At 39.9% G+C, this 15,743-nt stretch carries 15 protein-coding genes, 1 tRNA gene, 1 other RNA gene and 1 other annotated feature; of the genes, 4 read left to right on the top strand and 13 right to left on the bottom strand.

Translation table 11 applies throughout. The annotated features are described in order from the left end of the window. Positions 1-279: 279 nt before the first annotated feature. The 7 genes from MLOOGBEN_RS28640 to tadA all read right to left on the bottom strand — a co-directional run bounded on the left by MLOOGBEN_RS28640 (position 280) and on the right by tadA (position 4,613). Positions 280-543, bottom strand: a complete 264-nt coding sequence (locus MLOOGBEN_RS28640) for a pro-sigmaK processing inhibitor BofA family protein (protein WP_179161643.1) — start codon at positions 541-543, stop codon at positions 280-282. An 84-nt stretch (positions 544-627) separates the two neighbouring features. Next, on the bottom strand, positions 628-846 hold the full coding sequence (locus MLOOGBEN_RS28635) for a YaaL family protein (protein ID WP_179161642.1): 219 nt from the start codon (positions 844-846) through the stop codon (positions 628-630). 88 nt (positions 847-934) lie between these two features. After that, positions 935-1,531, bottom strand: a complete 597-nt coding sequence (recR, locus tag MLOOGBEN_RS28630) for a recombination mediator RecR (RefSeq protein WP_179161641.1) — start codon at positions 1,529-1,531, stop codon at positions 935-937. Positions 1,532-1,601: 70 nt separating this feature from the next. Then, positions 1,602-1,919 carry a YbaB/EbfC family nucleoid-associated protein gene (locus MLOOGBEN_RS28625; RefSeq protein ID WP_045519285.1) on the bottom strand — a complete coding sequence of 106 codons (318 nt, stop codon included), beginning with the start codon at positions 1,917-1,919 and terminating at the stop codon, positions 1,602-1,604. A 22-nt stretch (positions 1,920-1,941) separates the two neighbouring features. Next, positions 1,942-3,630 (bottom strand): DNA polymerase III subunit gamma/tau, encoded by a 1,689-nt coding sequence (dnaX, locus tag MLOOGBEN_RS28620; protein ID WP_179161640.1) that lies wholly within the window; start codon positions 3,628-3,630, stop codon positions 1,942-1,944. A 130-nt stretch (positions 3,631-3,760) separates the two neighbouring features. Continuing rightward, positions 3,761-4,026, bottom strand: an RNA gene (gene ffs, locus MLOOGBEN_RS28615) — signal recognition particle sRNA large type. Positions 4,027-4,094: 68 nt separating this feature from the next. After that, positions 4,095-4,613, bottom strand: a complete 519-nt coding sequence (gene tadA / locus MLOOGBEN_RS28610) for a tRNA adenosine(34) deaminase TadA (protein ID WP_179161639.1) — start codon at positions 4,611-4,613, stop codon at positions 4,095-4,097. Between the two features lie 127 nt (positions 4,614-4,740). Between tadA and MLOOGBEN_RS28605 the strand changes: the two genes are divergently transcribed. From MLOOGBEN_RS28605 to MLOOGBEN_RS28595, 3 genes are all read left to right on the top strand, one after another. After that, on the top strand, positions 4,741-6,027 hold the full coding sequence (locus tag MLOOGBEN_RS28605) for a glycoside hydrolase family 18 protein (protein ID WP_179161638.1): 1,287 nt from the start codon (positions 4,741-4,743) through the stop codon (positions 6,025-6,027). 207 nt (positions 6,028-6,234) lie between these two features. Next, positions 6,235-6,882 carry a deoxynucleoside kinase gene (locus MLOOGBEN_RS28600; protein WP_179161637.1) on the top strand — a complete coding sequence of 216 codons (648 nt, stop codon included), beginning with the start codon at positions 6,235-6,237 and terminating at the stop codon, positions 6,880-6,882. A 16-nt stretch (positions 6,883-6,898) separates the two neighbouring features. Then, positions 6,899-7,594 (top strand): deoxynucleoside kinase, encoded by a 696-nt coding sequence (locus tag MLOOGBEN_RS28595; RefSeq protein ID WP_179161636.1) that lies wholly within the window; start codon positions 6,899-6,901, stop codon positions 7,592-7,594. 306 nt (positions 7,595-7,900) lie between these two features. On the opposite strand, the gene MLOOGBEN_RS28590 is transcribed toward MLOOGBEN_RS28595, so the two are convergent. From MLOOGBEN_RS28590 to guaB, 6 genes are all read right to left on the bottom strand, one after another. Next, positions 7,901-7,993 (bottom strand) — tRNA-Ser (locus tag MLOOGBEN_RS28590). 72 nt (positions 7,994-8,065) lie between these two features. Beyond that, positions 8,066-9,346 (bottom strand): serine--tRNA ligase, encoded by a 1,281-nt coding sequence (gene serS, locus MLOOGBEN_RS28585; protein WP_179161635.1) that lies wholly within the window; start codon positions 9,344-9,346, stop codon positions 8,066-8,068. A 117-nt stretch (positions 9,347-9,463) separates the two neighbouring features. Continuing rightward, positions 9,464-9,686: a binding site (T-box leader), on the bottom strand. Positions 9,687-9,738: 52 nt separating this feature from the next. Beyond that, entirely contained in the window at positions 9,739-10,326 is a 588-nt protein-coding gene (gene pdxT, locus MLOOGBEN_RS28580) for a pyridoxal 5'-phosphate synthase glutaminase subunit PdxT (RefSeq protein WP_179161634.1), read from the bottom strand. Positions 10,327-10,330: 4 nt separating this feature from the next. Continuing rightward, the gene (pdxS, locus tag MLOOGBEN_RS28575) at positions 10,331-11,215 is read right to left on the bottom strand and encodes a pyridoxal 5'-phosphate synthase lyase subunit PdxS (RefSeq protein ID WP_179161644.1); all 885 of its coding nucleotides are present in this window, start codon (positions 11,213-11,215) and stop codon (positions 10,331-10,333) included. Between the two features lie 169 nt (positions 11,216-11,384). Continuing rightward, positions 11,385-12,719 carry a D-alanyl-D-alanine carboxypeptidase family protein gene (locus MLOOGBEN_RS28570; protein WP_218781376.1) on the bottom strand — a complete coding sequence of 445 codons (1,335 nt, stop codon included), beginning with the start codon at positions 12,717-12,719 and terminating at the stop codon, positions 11,385-11,387. A 174-nt stretch (positions 12,720-12,893) separates the two neighbouring features. Then, entirely contained in the window at positions 12,894-14,360 is a 1,467-nt protein-coding gene (gene guaB / locus MLOOGBEN_RS28565; protein WP_179161632.1) for an IMP dehydrogenase, read from the bottom strand. A 105-nt stretch (positions 14,361-14,465) separates the two neighbouring features. Between guaB and MLOOGBEN_RS28560 the strand changes: the two genes are divergently transcribed. Then, positions 14,466-15,407, top strand: a complete 942-nt coding sequence (locus MLOOGBEN_RS28560) for a YaaC family protein (RefSeq protein WP_179161631.1) — start codon at positions 14,466-14,468, stop codon at positions 15,405-15,407. Positions 15,408-15,743 lie beyond the last annotated feature (336 nt).

Raw genomic sequence — 15,743 nt, 5'->3', positions numbered from 1 at the left:
GGCTTAGCTTTTATAAAAAGCTAAAAAAATTGTTTGTTGACGTTCTTGTTTGTTTAGTTTTCAAAGATCAATTTTTCTCTTTCGCTCAAAAGCGACTTTATTAATATATCATAATCAAGTTATTAATGTCAATAACTTTTTTAATTTGTTGCGCTGTCGCTTGTGACGACTTTTCCTATATTACAGCACAACCTAGGATTGGTCAATAGATTTTACTTAATTAAATATAATTGTTTTTAGAGCAGTAAAAAACCGCTGTTTTCCAGCGGCAGTTTTAGATTAGATGATAAACTTTTGAATAGCAGCTAGCGCCACTAATCCTGGAATCCCCAGAAAACCTGATACAGCCGATGTTGCAAAATTAATTGGGACATGAATACCAAAACTATTACCCGCAGTATTTAAGAAGAATAATAGCATTGCTCCAATTAATAATTTGACAACAGCTTGACTAATAAATCTTGCTGGCTTAAAAGGAGCTCCAGAAAACAAAAGAATAAGTACAAGCCCGCCTAATATCGAAATGACTATAATTGGTTCCAATAAAGCTATCCCCCTTCAACTCTTTTTATAACAACATATGTACAAGTTATAAAAAATAGACCTTGAATAGGAATAGCTTAATTTTTACCTTTTAATCCTTACATTTCTTTCTTTTGCTTCCTTTAATAGAAAGAAGTACTTTGCTTGGGCGATTTTTGTCTGACAAATTGCTTCCTCTGAAGGGTCAAAACTTTTATCTAATAATTGTTTTTGCTCCTGCCAATGTTCTTTATACTCCTGTAACTGGGTTAAAAGTTTTTCATCAAACTCTTTCCGAAGCCACCCTTTACGCTTAAAAAACATCGTTATTCCCCCGGTACTTGTCTAGCTACAGCGCCTAGGAAAAATTGAACTGCATTTTTCCCTGTTCAAGGCGCTTCCGCTTTTCGGTTTAGATCTCTCTTCTACCCTCGAGAGCTTTTGATAAAGTAACTTCGTCTGCGTATTCCAGGTCTCCTCCAACAGGAAGTCCATGAGCAATCCTTGTGACTTTTATGCCTGATGGTTTCAGCAAACGAGAAATATACATCGCCGTTGCCTCTCCTTCAATATTTGGATTCGTTGCTAAGATCACTTCCTGTACAGTTTCATCATGTAGACGCTTTAGGAGATCGGGAATATTAATATCCTCTGGGCCAATACCATCCATGGGTGAAATCGCACCATGTAAAACATGATACTTGCCATTAAATTCCTTCATCTTTTCCATCGCAATGACATCCTTTGGGTCTTGAACAACACAAATTGTACTCTTATCTCGGCGTTGGTCTTCACATATATAGCATGGATCCTGGTCTGTTATATGTCCACAGACAGAACAATAGGTTAAATTTCGTTTGGCATTTACAAGTGCTTTAGCAAAATCCAGCACAGTATCTTCCTTCATACTTAAAACATAAAAGGCCAAACGACCAGCCGTTTTGGGTCCGATGCCAGGCAGCTTCATGAAACTGTCAATCAACTTAGAAATCGGTTCTGGATAATGCATTCTTTTATTATTCCTCTCCTAGAAAAGCATATGCGCCTTTAAAAAGGCGCATATGCTTGATCATCATGAATTAAAATGGAAGATTCATTCCTTTTGTAAATTGGCCCATTGTATTGTTTGTGAGCTCTTCAACCTTCTTTAGGGCATCGTTTGTTGCTGCCAACACAAGATCTTGAAGCATTTCGATATCGTCAGGGTCTACAGCTTCAGGTTTAATTTGTACGTCTACCACTTCTTTATGTCCTGTAACAATGACAGTGACCATGCCGCCGCCAGCTGTTCCTTCAATCTTCTGTTGACCTAATTCTTCTTGTGCCTCAGCCATTTTCTTTTGCATTTTTTGCATTTGCTTCATCATATTTTGCATATTTCCCATTCCACCACGCATATTTCCTTCAACCTCCATTTAATTAGTCAATTATTTCAACAAATTCCGCACCGAATAAGTTTTTGGCTTCCGCAATATGCGGCTCGTCTTCTGGTTTAGACTCAGAAGATTCTCCTTCAACTAGATGCTGAGTACTTAAGAAGTTTTCTCGAATCGAAACCCATTGCTCTTCTGGTACCCCAAGCACGAGATATCTATTTCCAGTTAGCTCTTGAAGAGCAAGCGTAATCGTCTCGATAAAACGGTTATTATCCATGGCCATTTGACAGTGAATTTCATGTTTAAATTTTAAAATAAAAGCATTGGCTGAAGCAGCAGCAGGCTCTGCTTCATTCAATAAAGCTGCATGAGATTTCATTAATCGACCTCTCATTTCACCCCATTTGCTTTTAATTTGATTTAAATCATTCTTTGTCGCATTCTTTAATACTTCATTTATTCTTCCAACAGCCGGCTGGAATCCTTTTCTTGAACTTCTTTGTGCAGGCTTTTGCGCAGCCTGTGGCGCTGCATCTTGGACAACTGCTGGTCCATTCGTTTTTAACTGTTGTAGTTCATGCTCAAGCTGTTCTAGTTTGGCAAGCAGTTGAGACATTTGTCCAGAAGGCATTTGCTCCTGCTGTTTTACCTCTGTTTGACACAGCTTAACAATCGCAACTTCTAAAAAGATCCTCGGATGGTTGGTCCATCGCATATCCTGTTGAGTTTTATTTAACAATTCAATAAGCTGGTAAATCTGATCATAAGGAACAGACTCAGCAATTTGACGGAACTCCTCATCTAACAAGACTCTATCTAATGACTCTTCAAGATTTGGTGCTGTTTTATATAACAGCATATCTCGGTAGTATAAAATAAAATCCTCGATAAATCTTGAAGGATCCTTCCCATGAAATAACAATTCCTCTAAGGCTTCTAAACCGCTGGCTACATCCTTGTCCAGAACTGACCTTGCAAGCTTGTTTAAGAATCCTTGTGAGACAGATCCAGTTACTGTTAAAGCATCTTCAACTGTTACGCTTTCCTGGCTAAAGGAAATAGCTTGGTCTAAAAGACTTAATGCGTCACGCATACCGCCTTCAGCCGCTCTCGCAATCATTTTTAGAGCATCCTCTTCGCAATTAACCCCAGTTTCTTCGACGATTAACTTCATTCGATTTACAATGGATTGTGCTGTAATCCGTCTAAAATCAAATCGTTGACACCTGGAGATAATGGTTAGCGGTATTTTATGAGGCTCAGTCGTAGCTAAAATGAAGATAACATGCTGAGGCGGTTCTTCCAATGTTTTTAACAAAGCATTAAAGGCACTAATCGAAAGCATATGCACTTCATCAATAATATAGACCTTGTAGCGAACAGAGGTTGGTGCGAACTTTACCTTATCTAGAACATCCCGCATTTCTTCCACTCTCGAGTTGGAAGCTGCGTCAAATTCAAGCACATCAGATATCGTTCCATTTGTAATTCCCTTACAGGCAGCACATTCATTGCAGGGTTCAGAAACGGGTGCTCGTTCACAATTTACTGCTTTAGCCAATATTTTCGCTGCACTTGTTTTACCAGTTCCTCGCGGCCCATTAAATAAATAGGCATGGGAAATTTTTTGTTGAAGTAGGGCGTTTTGCAATGTTTTCGTTACATGTTCTTGTCCTACTACATCAATAAATTGCTGAGGACGCCAAACACGATATAAAGCCTGATAAGCCAAAACATCGCCCCCTCCAAAGTTTCTCTCCTAACCATTATAACTTAACCCTTTTCAATTTTTCAATTTTTCTAGGTGAATACAAAAAAACTCATCTCTTCAATGAGATGAGTTGCTTTTACATTATAAACTGCCGTGCACCTTCCGTCGACTTCGCACCCATAGGCGCTGCTTAAGCAGTTAGCTCGGCCCAGGCCACCCTGCGGCACATGGGAGCTTCCACTTAATGCTGCTTCCTTCCGGACCTGACATGGTTCATGGATTCCCATTGCGCAGGACCCGGGCGTCAACACTACTTACTTAAGGCGGACCCTACAGGATACCAGCCTCGGGAAGGGATTCAGCCTCGCTAGAGCGGATTGCGAGTACAGGGCACCGCTACCTCCCCGCCTAGCACGGCAAAGTTGATAATAATTTTAGGCGCCTTATCTGACGCCTTTTTAGTATACTAACTTTCAACAAAAAAATCAATCTTTATCAATTGTAAATTCCTGTAAGGTTTGTTTTCTTGCTAATTTCCTTTGTTCTCGCAGCTTACGAAAGAAGTCAGAAAGTAACTGACTGCATTCTGCTTCCAGGACGCCGCGCTTTACTTCACTTTGATGATTGAACCGTTCATCCTGCAGGAGATTCATAAACGTTCCGGCACAACCGCCCTTTGGATCTGATGCACCAAAAACTACTCTACTGACCCTGGATAGGATAATTGCTCCTGAGCACATTGCACAGGGCTCTAGAGTAACATATAGATGTGCATTCTCCAGACGCCATGAACCAGTTTCTTTACATGCTTGTTCAATCGCCAGCAGCTCTGCATGAGCAACCGCACTTTGTTTACTTTCACGTAAGTTATGTGCACGGGAAATAATCTTTCCATCGATAACAAGAATTGCCCCAATTGGCACCTCTCGTAAATCTTCTGCCTTCTTTGCTTCCTTTATAGCTTCTTTCATATAGTATTCATCAGTAAATTCTTCAATAGTCATAAGGATTACCGCCTTACATTATCTTCATCATTTCAACACGTTAGATTGATATTTTTACCATTATATCATGATTCAACCCATTCACTCATAGAATAGATGTAGCGTTCTTGCTTAGGAGGGGAAGAATATGCAAATTCATGTTGTGAAAAGTAATGAATCATTGACAACCATTGCCAGGGCATATAACACAACTGTTAATGATATTGTTGAAGCAAATGACATCCCTAATCCAAACAATCTTGTTGTCGGTCAAGCAATGGTGATTCCGATCGTTGGCAGTTTTTATTATGTACAGCCAGGAGATAGTCTATGGTCTATTGGGCAAAAAACAGGCGTGCCTTATCAACAAATTGCCTCAGTTAATCGGATTTCATTAAACCAGCAGCTCTATGTTGGATTTCGTCTTTATATCCCCCAGGCAGCTAAAAGAAGAGCAGAATTTAATGCCTATGTTGAACCACGCGGCACCTCTGTTGCTCCAGCTCTAGAAACTAGCGCACGGGAAGCTGCCCCTTATCTCACTTATTTAGCACCATTTAGTTTTCATGCATTACGTGATGGCTCCCTCAGAGAACCCTTGCTCAATAATTTTCCAGCCATCGCAAGAGCGAATCGAAACACGTTAATGATGGTGGTTGATAACCAAGAAAATGACCAATTTAGTGATGAGTTAGCCCGAATTTTATTAAATGATATCGCTATCCAAGACCGCTTTTTGAACAATATCGTAGCAACAGCCAAAAAATATGGATTCAGAGATATTCATTTTGACTTTGAATTCATACGTCCCGTAGACCGCGAAGCCTATAATCGTTTTTTAAGGAAGGCAAAAGCTAGGTTTAACAATGAAGGTTGGTTGATGAGTACCGCCCTTGCGCCAAAAACAAGTGCCACGCAAAAAGGAAATTGGTATGAAGGCCATGATTATCGAGCCCACGGCCAAATAGCTGATTTTGTTGTTATTATGACCTATGAATGGGGATACAGCGGCGGCCCAGCCATGGCTGTCTCACCTATTGATCAGGTTCGAAGGGTTTTAGAATATGCTCTTACTGAAATGCCTCCAAATAAGATTCTAATGGGACAGAATTTATATGGATATGACTGGACACTTCCTTTTGTTCAGGGAACAGTAGCAAAAGCAGTCAGTCCTCAACAAGCAATTGAGCTTGCAGCTCGTAACAATGTTCCAATTCAGTATGATACAAAAGCACAGGCACCGTTCTTCCGATACAGTGCAGCTGATGGTAAACGGCATGAGGTTTGGTTTGAAGATGCCCGCTCCATTCAGGCAAAGTTTAATTTGATTAAAGAGTTAAAGATTCGCGGTATGAGTTATTGGAAGCTTGGCTTAGCATTTCCGCAAAATTGGCTGTTAATTGTTGAAAATTTCAATGTGGTTAAAAGAAGTTAATATTATTACCTCCATAAACTGCCGATATTCGGCAGTTTTTTCATATAATCGACATTTATATTTCTTCTTCAATAATTTCCATATCCCTTCCTGCGGCAGATTATGATAATATATTATTTGTGCCTTTATTGAACTTTGAATAAGTACTTCCGGCATATTGCTGGTTAAACATAGAAATTGCAGGCAATTGGAGAAGGAGGACATGCAATGGGGTATACTCCCTTTATAACCGTTGAAGGGCCGATTGGTGTAGGTAAGACATCTCTCGCAAAAGCCATTTCAGATCAATTTAATTTTGCTTTATTAAAAGAAATCGTTGATGAAAATCCATTTTTGGGGAAGTTTTATGACAATATCGAGGAATGGAGTTTCCAAACGGAAATGTTTTTTCTCTGCAATCGCTATAAGCAATTAGGGGATATCAATACCCACTTCTTAAGTAAAAGTCAGGCTGTTGTAGCAGATTACAATATTTTAAAGAACTTAATTTTTGCCCAGAGGACTCTAAACCCCGTTGAATATCAAAAATACTATAAAATATATCAGCTCCTAACAGAAGACATGCCAAAGCCAAATGTAATTATCTATCTCAATGCGAGTCTTGATACTCTGCTAAAGCGAATTAAAATACGTGGACGCGAAGTAGAGAAAAATATCAGTCCCTTATATTTAGAGCAGCTATCGATTGATTACGAACAAACGATAACGAGCTTTGAGCAAACACATCCTGAAATTCCTGTTCTTCGTTTTAATGGTGATGAAGTAGATTTTGTAAAAAATGAAGATGATTTAAATTTTATTATTGAAAAGCTTATAGGCTCATTAAAAAAAAGCAGCACGACTAACACAGTATGAGAATTGGGGGATGTAAGTGAGTATCGTTATTGGTGGTATGATAGGTCTTGGTAAGACAAGTGTAGCTGATACATTAAATGCACATTTTCAAAAAAGCGGCATTGAGAGTAAGGTCTTTTATGAGACTGTTGATGATAATCCAATTCTTCCTCTTTATTATGAATTAACACCTGAGGAACTAGATGCAAGAAGAATTCCCTTCCTATTACAATTGTTTTTTTTAAATAAACGTTTTAAAACGGTAAAAGATTGTGTAAGTTGGAGAGAACCTATTTACACCATTCAAGATCGCTCCATTTACGAAGATTGGTATTTTGCTTATGTAAACAAAAATCTAGGAAGAATTTCTGAACTTGAATTTAAGATATATGAAGATTTAGTTGAAAACATGATGGAAGAGTTAAATGAACTTCCTAAAAAAGCTCCTGATTTAATGGTTTATTTAAAAGGCTCCTTCGATACGGTAATTGATCGTATTATGGCCCGTGGCAGAAGCTTTGAAATTAACCCGGAACTGAAAGAATATTACTTTGAAGTTTGGAAGGGTTATGATGAGTGGGTTATTAATAACTATAATGCCAGTGATGTCTTGATTATTGATATGGACAATACGGATGTTGTTAATAGGCCAGAGGATGCGATAAGAGTATGTCGTGAAGTGGATGAGCGATTAAGGGAAATTTTAAATATGACAAAAGCACATATTGGGTAATCCAATATGTGCTTCTTTTTTATTTTGGCTGTGTTAAATTAGGCTGTTGATTTGTCCTCCAGGCGCTTCGCTTTCCGCAGGCGGTTCGGGAAGCCTCCTCGGCGCTAAAGCGCCTGCGGGGTCTCCCCTGTCCCGTCCTCCTGCAGGAGTCTCGCGCCTTCCGCACAAATCAACAGGTTCTAAAATCAACATTTACCTTTAAACACAGCCATTATTTTAAAAAAATGCATAAAAAAAATCCGCCAAATTACTTGGGACGGATTTTATCTCCAGTTTTATGCGCGATTATATTAAAATTAAAATTAATGGAGGAGGAAGAGGGATTCGAACCCCCGCGCGGTATGACCCGCCTGTCGGTTTTCAAGACCGATCCCTTCAGCCAGACTTGGGTATTCCTCCGTGTTGACAAGATATAGATTAACACAGTAATCTACTCGTGTCAACAAATTAATAAAATAAAATTATTTTTTATTATTCTGGAACGATAACCTCTTTATTTCCCATATATGGACGTAACACATTCGGGATAACCACACTGCCATCCTCCTGCTGGTAATTTTCTAAAATAGCAGCAACAGTCCGCCCAATAGCAAGCCCAGATCCGTTTAGTGTGTGGACATGCTCAGGTTTTGCCTTTGGATCACGGCGGAAGCGAATATTGGCACGACGCGCCTGGAAAGCTTCAAAGTTACTGCAAGAAGAAATCTCTCGGTAGGTGCCATAGCTTGGAATCCAAACCTCAATATCGTACTTTTTGGCAGCCGTAAAGCCGAGGTCACCTGTACACATGCTTAACACACGGTAAGGTAACTCGAGTAATTGAAGGACACGCTCTGCATCACTTGTCAGTTTCTCAAGCTCCTCGTAAGAATCCTCTGGCTTAACAAACTTCACTAGTTCCACCTTGTTGAATTGGTGCTGGCGAATTAATCCCCGCGTATCACGTCCTGCAGAACCAGCTTCAGAGCGGAAGCATGCACTGTACGCTGCAAAGCGGATTGGAAGCTCATCTCCGCTTAATATTTCATCACGATGGAGATTGGTGACAGGCACCTCTGCGGTTGGAATTAAGAAATAATCTTCATTTTCAATTAAGAATGCATCTTCTTCGAATTTTGGCAGTTGTCCAGTACCTGTCATGCTCGCACGGTTGACCATATAAGGCGGTAAAATTTCTTTATAGCCATGTTCATCCACATGGAGATCAAGCATAAAGTTCATAAGTGCACGCTCTAAGCGGGCCCCAAGCCCTTTATAAAAAACAAAGCGGCTGCCGGTAACTTTGCCCGCACGTTCAAAGTCAAGAATTGCCAAGTGGTCCGCAACGTCCCAGTGCGGCTTCGCTTCAAATTCAAAGTCCCGGACATGACCCCATTTTCTAATTTCAACGTTATCATCCTCTGTTTCACCAATTGGAACACTTTCATGGGGAATATTCGGAATGCTCATTAACAACAAATCAAGGGTTTCCTCGACACTGCGGAGCTCCTCATCCAATACTTTAATTCTATCTCCTACCTCACGCATTTCCACAATAAGATGGTCAGCATCGGCTTTTTCACGCTTTAGTGCTGCAACCTGCTGAGAAACCTCATTCCGCTTGCTTTTCAATTGTTCAGCCTCAACAATTAAATCACGTCTGCGCTGATCTAGATCCTCAAATTTCCCAAGGTCTGTTAGATCCTCCCCACGGTGTTGAAGTTTTCCCTTAACCTCTTCAAAGTTAGCTCTTAATACTTTAATATCTAACATCTTTATCGCTCCTTTATTATAAAGCGTAAGCGCCTTGTTCAGGGGCTTATGACCCCGATCCCCTAGGCGCTGCAGCTAGGTTAATAAAAAATAAATACAAAAAACTCCCGTCCCCAAAACAGGGACGAGAGTTACCCGCGTTACCACCCTGGTTGACAGCTATTAGTCTGTCCACCTTGAAAAAAATTAACGGTTTTTACCGAAAGTACTTACTGACCCATATAGGGTGTTCCGCACCTTACTCGAGGAGGGATTCACAAGCTTCAAACACCGATTCACACCAGCCACCGGCTCTCTTTAGAATGAACTTCCTGTTACTAGTTCCTCTCATTGCTTTAACTTTTATTTATTTATTAAAAATTTACTATAATTATTCGCAAAATGCAAACAAATTATACCAATTGTTTTGCTTTTGCTTCCTTTACCATGTCAACAAAATAAGCCGTAAGTTCATGCTTATCTGTTAATTCTGGATGGAATGAGCAGCCAAGGAATTGGCCTTCGCGTGCGGCCACAATGCGGTCATTGTGCTTTGAAAGAATTTCTACTTCTGAACCAGCTTCAACAATATGCGGTGCACGGATAAAGACTGCAGGGAAACTGTCAGCTACATCCTTTATCGCGAGGTCGGCCTCAAAGCTATCGACCTGGCGTCCAAAGGAGTTTCGTTCGACCGTAATGTCCATCACACCAATATGAGGCTCGTGGCCTACTAGGTTTTTAGCTAATAGAATAAGACCTGCACATGTACCGAACATCGGTTTACCTTCCGCAGCAAATTCCTTAAGTGCATCCATGAAATTATATTTATCAATCAAGCGGCGCATCGCAGTGCTTTCACCACCGGGAAGAATCAAGCCATCTATCTCTTTTAATTCTTCTATTCGCTTAATGGCAACGGCTTCGACCCCACATTCCTCAATAGAGCGAATATGTTCACGCACAGCACCCTGTAAGGCAAGGACTCCTACTTTAACCATGATCTTACCAGCCTCTATCCTGCATGCGTGCTTCAGGAGCTAGTGAAGATATCTCAATACCTTTCATTGGTGTTCCTAGGTCCTTAGAAAGCTCAGCAATCAATTTGTAGTCTTGGTAGTGAGTAGTAGCTTCCACAATAGCTCTTGCAAACTTAGCTGGGTTCTCAGATTTAAAAATTCCTGAACCTACGAATACACCGTCGGCACCCAACTCCATCATCAATGCCGCATCAGCAGGAGTTGCAACACCGCCAGCTGCAAAGTTAACAACCGGAAGGCGGCCAAGACGCTTAATTTCAAGAAGTAATTCAAATGGTGCTCCTAATAGTTTTGCTTCTGTCATAAGCTCATCTACATTCATTCCTACTACTTTACGAACTTGTCCATTCACTTTACGCATATGGCGAACAGCTTCAACGATATTACCTGTTCCAGGCTCGCCTTTCGTACGAAGCATGGAAGCTCCTTCCCCAATCCTGCGGGCAGCCTCACCAAGATCGCGGCAGCCACAAACAAATGGAACAGTAAAGTCACTTTTATATAAATGATATTCTTCATCAGCAGGTGTTAAAACTTCACTTTCATCAAGGTAGTCAACTCCCATTGCTTCAAGCACACGTGCTTCTACAATATGTCCAATTCTTGCCTTCGCCATTACTGGGATTGATACTGCATTTAGAACCTCTTCAATAATCCTTGGGTCAGCCATTCTGGCAACACCGCCAGCTGCACGGATGTCAGATGGTACACGCTCTAGAGCCATTACAGCAACTGCGCCAGCCTCTTCAGCAATTCTTGCCTGCTCCGCATTTACAACGTCCATGATGACGCCGCCCTTTTGCATTTCGGCCATTCCGCGTTTTACTCGATCTGTACCTGTTTTCATGATAAATCCCCCTTGTAAGTTCCATTTTTATAAATATTGCAAAAAATTAACGTATAAATTTAGGAAATATTGTTAATTCATTCGGAATTAGATTGTTTCCATAAAATAATTAAAGCAACAAAAAAGGATTCCTGTCAAGACAAGAATCCCTTTGCTATATATTTCCTATTTATTAAAACCAACCTTTAACCGTGTCAGAGATGCCTCCCCAAAGATCTCCAAAGAATCCACCGATTCCTCTCATCATCAAAACGAACCAATTTGCCTTTTCAACATCCTCGGCTGCAATGACATCAACGGTAATATTGTTCTGCCCTTTATCTGTTAAAAACCCTAAACTTTCAGCGTCTTTAGGTTGAATGGATAAAGTTCCAACCTTTTCACCCTTTTTAATAGGTGCCGTAAGTTCGCCTTGTTTATTAACCTTCTTTTTATCGAGTGTTAAAACGGTTTTCAAATTATCCTTTTCCCCGTTCTTTACAACCATGTTAACAGCATCTTTTGTATAAATTTTCACTTGATCCTCTTTACCTTTGATTACAGGTAAAGTCTTATTGCCTTTAACTTGATAATTCTTTGGTATAATCTCTTCTTTTTTAAAATTATTAAACGCGAAGTCTAGAATCTTTCTTGTCTCTTTAAATCTTTCAGATTGGGAACCTGTATTCATAACAACAGATATAAATCGTTGACCATCTCGAATAGCTGTTCCTGTAAAGTTATAACCTGCAAATGGAGTGGAGCCTGTTTTTAAACCATCCAAACCATCATAAACGAATTGTTGATAATTTGGGTAATCCGCAGCAAGTTCTTCATATCCTTCCAGCATCCAGTTCCAGTTGTCCATTACAAATTCATCTTCCGTACCCTTTGCAAAAATCTTTTCTGGTATGCTGGATGTTTTCAGTACCTCAGGGAAGTCATGTAATAAATGGGACGCTAATGCGGCAACATCCTTTGCAGACATGATGTTTTCCTCATCAGGGTCACCCACTATTTCAGGAAAATGCTTTAAAATATCACGATTATTTAAACCTGAAGAGTTTACAAATTTATACGTTTTTAGACCAAGCTCCGCTGCCTTTTTATTCATCATTTCTACAAACTTTGCTTCAGATCCTCCAACAATTTCAGCAATGGCCATTGTAGCAGCATTAGCGGATTCAATGGCCATTGCGGCATACAAATCTTCTACCTTATACTTTGCTTCAACACGCAAAAAAACATTACTTAAACTATTGTCATGCGACATTTTAGAAAGTTCAGGAGAAACTACATACTCTTGATCCCACTTTACTTTCCCTTCTTTTACAGCTTCTAAAAGTAAGTATTCTGTCATCATTTTTGTCATACTTGCAATTCCCAGAGCAGTTTCAGAATTCTTTTCGTACAGAATCATGCCCGTATCTGCATCAACTAATATAGCTCCAGATGCATTAACATCTAAACCCACAGTTTCTGCCTCTGCTTTATCTATGCCTGCAAAAAGGCTAAAAATCAAGATCATTGCCAAGGAACTGGCGATAAGTTTCCGATAAAAAAGTCTATTCACAATAATACCCTCCAACGATTTTGTACACTTTGGTTATTTTAACATAACTAAAGTTCAAATCATAGACAGAGGATTGGACTATCTTTTTACAAAAAAAAGACAGAGAAGGCAGTGCTTCTCTGTTTTAGCTTAAGATAATGAGTAATTCGGAGCCTCTTTTGTAATTTGGACATCATGAGGATGACTTTCCCTTAGTCCTGCCCCTGACATTTTTACAAATTGAGCATTATTTCTTAATTCTTCTAGGTCTTTTGTTCCACAATAGCCCATTCCAGAGCGTAAGCCACCGATTAATTGGTAAATGGTTTCAGCTAATGGTCCTTTATAAGGTAGGCGCCCTTCGATTCCTTCAGGAACAAACTTCTTATTATCCTCCTGGAAATAACGATCCTTTGAACCCTTTTCCATCGCTGCTACAGAACCCATGCCACGATATACCTTAAAGCGGCGTCCTTGGAAAATTTCAGTTTCTCCAGGGCTTTCGGTAACACCTGCAAGCATGCTTCCCAGCATAACAGCATGACCGCCTGCTGCGAGTGCCTTCACGATATCGCCCGAATATTTAATGCCGCCGTCTGCAATGATACTCTTGCCGTGTTTTCTAGCCTCTGTAGCACAGTCATAAACAGCTGTGATTTGCGGCACGCCTACACCTGCAACTACTCGTGTCGTACAAATGGACCCAGGTCCGATTCCGACCTTCACGACATCCGCCCCTGCTTCAATTAATGCCGCCGTAGCTTCTCCCGTTGCCACATTCCCTGCAACGATTGTTAAATCAGGATATTGACCTCTTATTTCCTTAACGGTATCAAGTACACCCTTTGAATGACCATGAGCTGTATCTACAACAATAACATCCACATTTGCCCTTACCAGCTTTTCAATCCGCAGCATCGTATCCTTTGTTACCCCAACTGCTGCACCAGCTAATAAACGCCCCTGCTTATCCTTTGCTGAATTTGGGAACTCAATTACCTTTTCAATATCCTTGATGGTAATTAACCCTTTCAAAACACCCTGGTCGTCTACTAGCGGAAGCTTTTCTATTTTATACTTTTGCAGGATCTTTTCAGCCTCTTTTAAAGTAGTTCCTACTGGAGCCGTAACGAGATGTTCTTTTGTCATCACATCTGAAATCTTATAAGAGTAATCTTGAATAAACCGCAGGTCACGATTGGTTATAATGCCAACTAGTCTCTGCTCTTCAAGATTATTCACAATTGGCACTCCTGAAATTCGATATTTGCCCATTAAATGCTCGGCATCAAATACCTGATGCTCTGGGGTTAAGTAAAACGGGTCGGTGATAACACCACTCTCAGATCTCTTAACTTTTTCAACCTGTTCAGCTTGCTGTTCAATTGTCATATTTTTATGGATAATGCCCAGTCCACCCTGGCGAGCCATTGAAATCGCCATTTCTGCCTCTGTTACGGTATCCATCCCTGCACTAATAATTGGAATATTTAGCTTCACCTTAGGCGACAACTCTACTTGAAGATTTACATCACGCGGCAGTACTTCTGATTTACCAGGAATTAATAGGACATCGTCAAACGTTAAACCTTCTTTAGCAAATTTACTCTCCCACATTTTTATGGCCTCCAGGAAAAAATTTTTAATTGTAGGTTATCAATTGGACAAAATACTGTCAAGGAGAACGATTTAGTCTAATTTTTCTGAAAAAGGTGATTACCATTGGCAGCAAACTTTAATGGATGGAAAAGCTATGCAAGTTTTTTTTCTGCAGAGCATTGTCAGACCTATTTAAAAAGCAATTATAAAAAGTGGAATATCGATAACCCTGAACAAAAAAGCTATGAAAACTGCTATGCCTTTCTTTATTATCTCGAGCATGGGCAAATTTATTATCAACAGGCAGAAAATGCACCGCTTATCCTAAAACCAATCTTACTTTTTTATGGTCTCGTACATTTAATTAAAGCATGTATATTAACGATAGACCCGGCATATCCGGAAACGACATCTGTTTTAGCTCATGGAGTTTCAACTAGGAAAAGAAAAAAGCAAAATTACCAATTTTTCCAAGACGAAGTGAAGTTTCAAAAGAACGGACTTTTTCCATTTATGTCGGAGAAAATGTTTCATATGAAACGTTTGGAAGGGGATAAAATTACAATGGAAGAGCTGTTAGAGCTCATTCCCGAATTAGATGACCTGTTTATGAAACATGAGTCAAAAAGCATTTTTACTCCCATATATAATCTGCATGGGCAATTGGCAGTACCAGAAAAAATATTGGACCAATATCATATGACAGAGGAAAGATTGAAGGAGTTTCTTACATCAAAATCAGGAAATCAGATTGAGTTTTCAAATGAAGGTCTCTTGTTTCAATTCAACAAAAGTACGTTTACGGGAATTTCACCGATTAAATTTAATCTAGAAAACGGTTCTTTTGTACTGCCGCTTAAAAAGGAAAATTTATTTGTTTTCCCAGAGCTGTTGGTCCATTATCTCTTGCTTTATAATTTAAGTATGATTGCAAGATATGAAACGGAATGGTGGAGTGAACTAACCAAAATGATGCCGAATCGGGATTATCCCTTCATAAAAACATTTTTAGAGATTACGCTGCATAAAGGCCCATTTTTGATATATGAGTACCTGATGAGTTAGGATATTAGGAAAAGGTGACTTCATGGGCATGGTATGAGAGCTATTCGTTACCGTTTTCTTTAAATGTGTCGCTGTACGGGCACGAATAGCTTCTATTCGTTACCGTTTCCTTTAAAAATGTCGCCGCGCGGGCATGGATACCTGCTATTCGTTACCGTTTTCTCTAAAAGTGCCGCCGCACGGGCACGAATCTCGATCCACACATTTTATTTACAACCTATTGTCCTTTCGGACAATACAAAAAAGCACAACCCTAATCAGGTTGTGCTTCGTTTGCCTGGCAATGTCCTACTCTCACAGGGACAAAGTCCCAACTACCATCGGCGCTGAGAAGCT

Origin of the sequence: Bacillus sp. EB106-08-02-XG196, assembly GCF_013396335.1 — a bacterium.
In the GTDB taxonomy this organism is placed as follows: domain Bacteria; phylum Bacillota; class Bacilli; order Bacillales; family Cytobacillaceae; genus Neobacillus.
Note: the sequence above shows the minus strand (reverse complement) of the source record. Positions and strands in the feature narration are given on the sequence as shown.

What these genes read in the sequence shown, in the direction of transcription:
- tadA (WP_179161639.1), bottom strand. Translation starts at nt 4,613, where the DNA reads ATGACTATTGAAGAATTTACTGATGAATACTATATGAAAGAAGCTATA.
- pdxT (WP_179161634.1), bottom strand. Translation starts at nt 10,326, where the DNA reads ATGGTTAAAGTAGGAGTCCTTGCCTTACAGGGTGCTGTGCGTGAACAT.
- serS (WP_179161635.1), bottom strand. Translation starts at nt 9,346, where the DNA reads ATGTTAGATATTAAAGTATTAAGAGCTAACTTTGAAGAGGTTAAGGGA.
- guaB (WP_179161632.1), bottom strand. Translation starts at nt 14,360, where the DNA reads ATGTGGGAGAGTAAATTTGCTAAAGAAGGTTTAACGTTTGACGATGTC.
- MLOOGBEN_RS28605 (WP_179161638.1), top strand. Translation starts at nt 4,741, where the DNA reads ATGCAAATTCATGTTGTGAAAAGTAATGAATCATTGACAACCATTGCC.
- recR (WP_179161641.1), bottom strand. Translation starts at nt 1,531, where the DNA reads ATGCATTATCCAGAACCGATTTCTAAGTTGATTGACAGTTTCATGAAG.
- MLOOGBEN_RS28570 (WP_218781376.1), bottom strand. Translation starts at nt 12,719, where the DNA reads ATGATCTTGATTTTTAGCCTTTTTGCAGGCATAGATAAAGCAGAGGCA.
- MLOOGBEN_RS28635 (WP_179161642.1), bottom strand. Translation starts at nt 846, where the DNA reads ATGTTTTTTAAGCGTAAAGGGTGGCTTCGGAAAGAGTTTGATGAAAAA.
- MLOOGBEN_RS28600 (WP_179161637.1), top strand. Translation starts at nt 6,235, where the DNA reads ATGGGGTATACTCCCTTTATAACCGTTGAAGGGCCGATTGGTGTAGGT.
- MLOOGBEN_RS28625 (WP_045519285.1), bottom strand. Translation starts at nt 1,919, where the DNA reads ATGCGTGGTGGAATGGGAAATATGCAAAATATGATGAAGCAAATGCAA.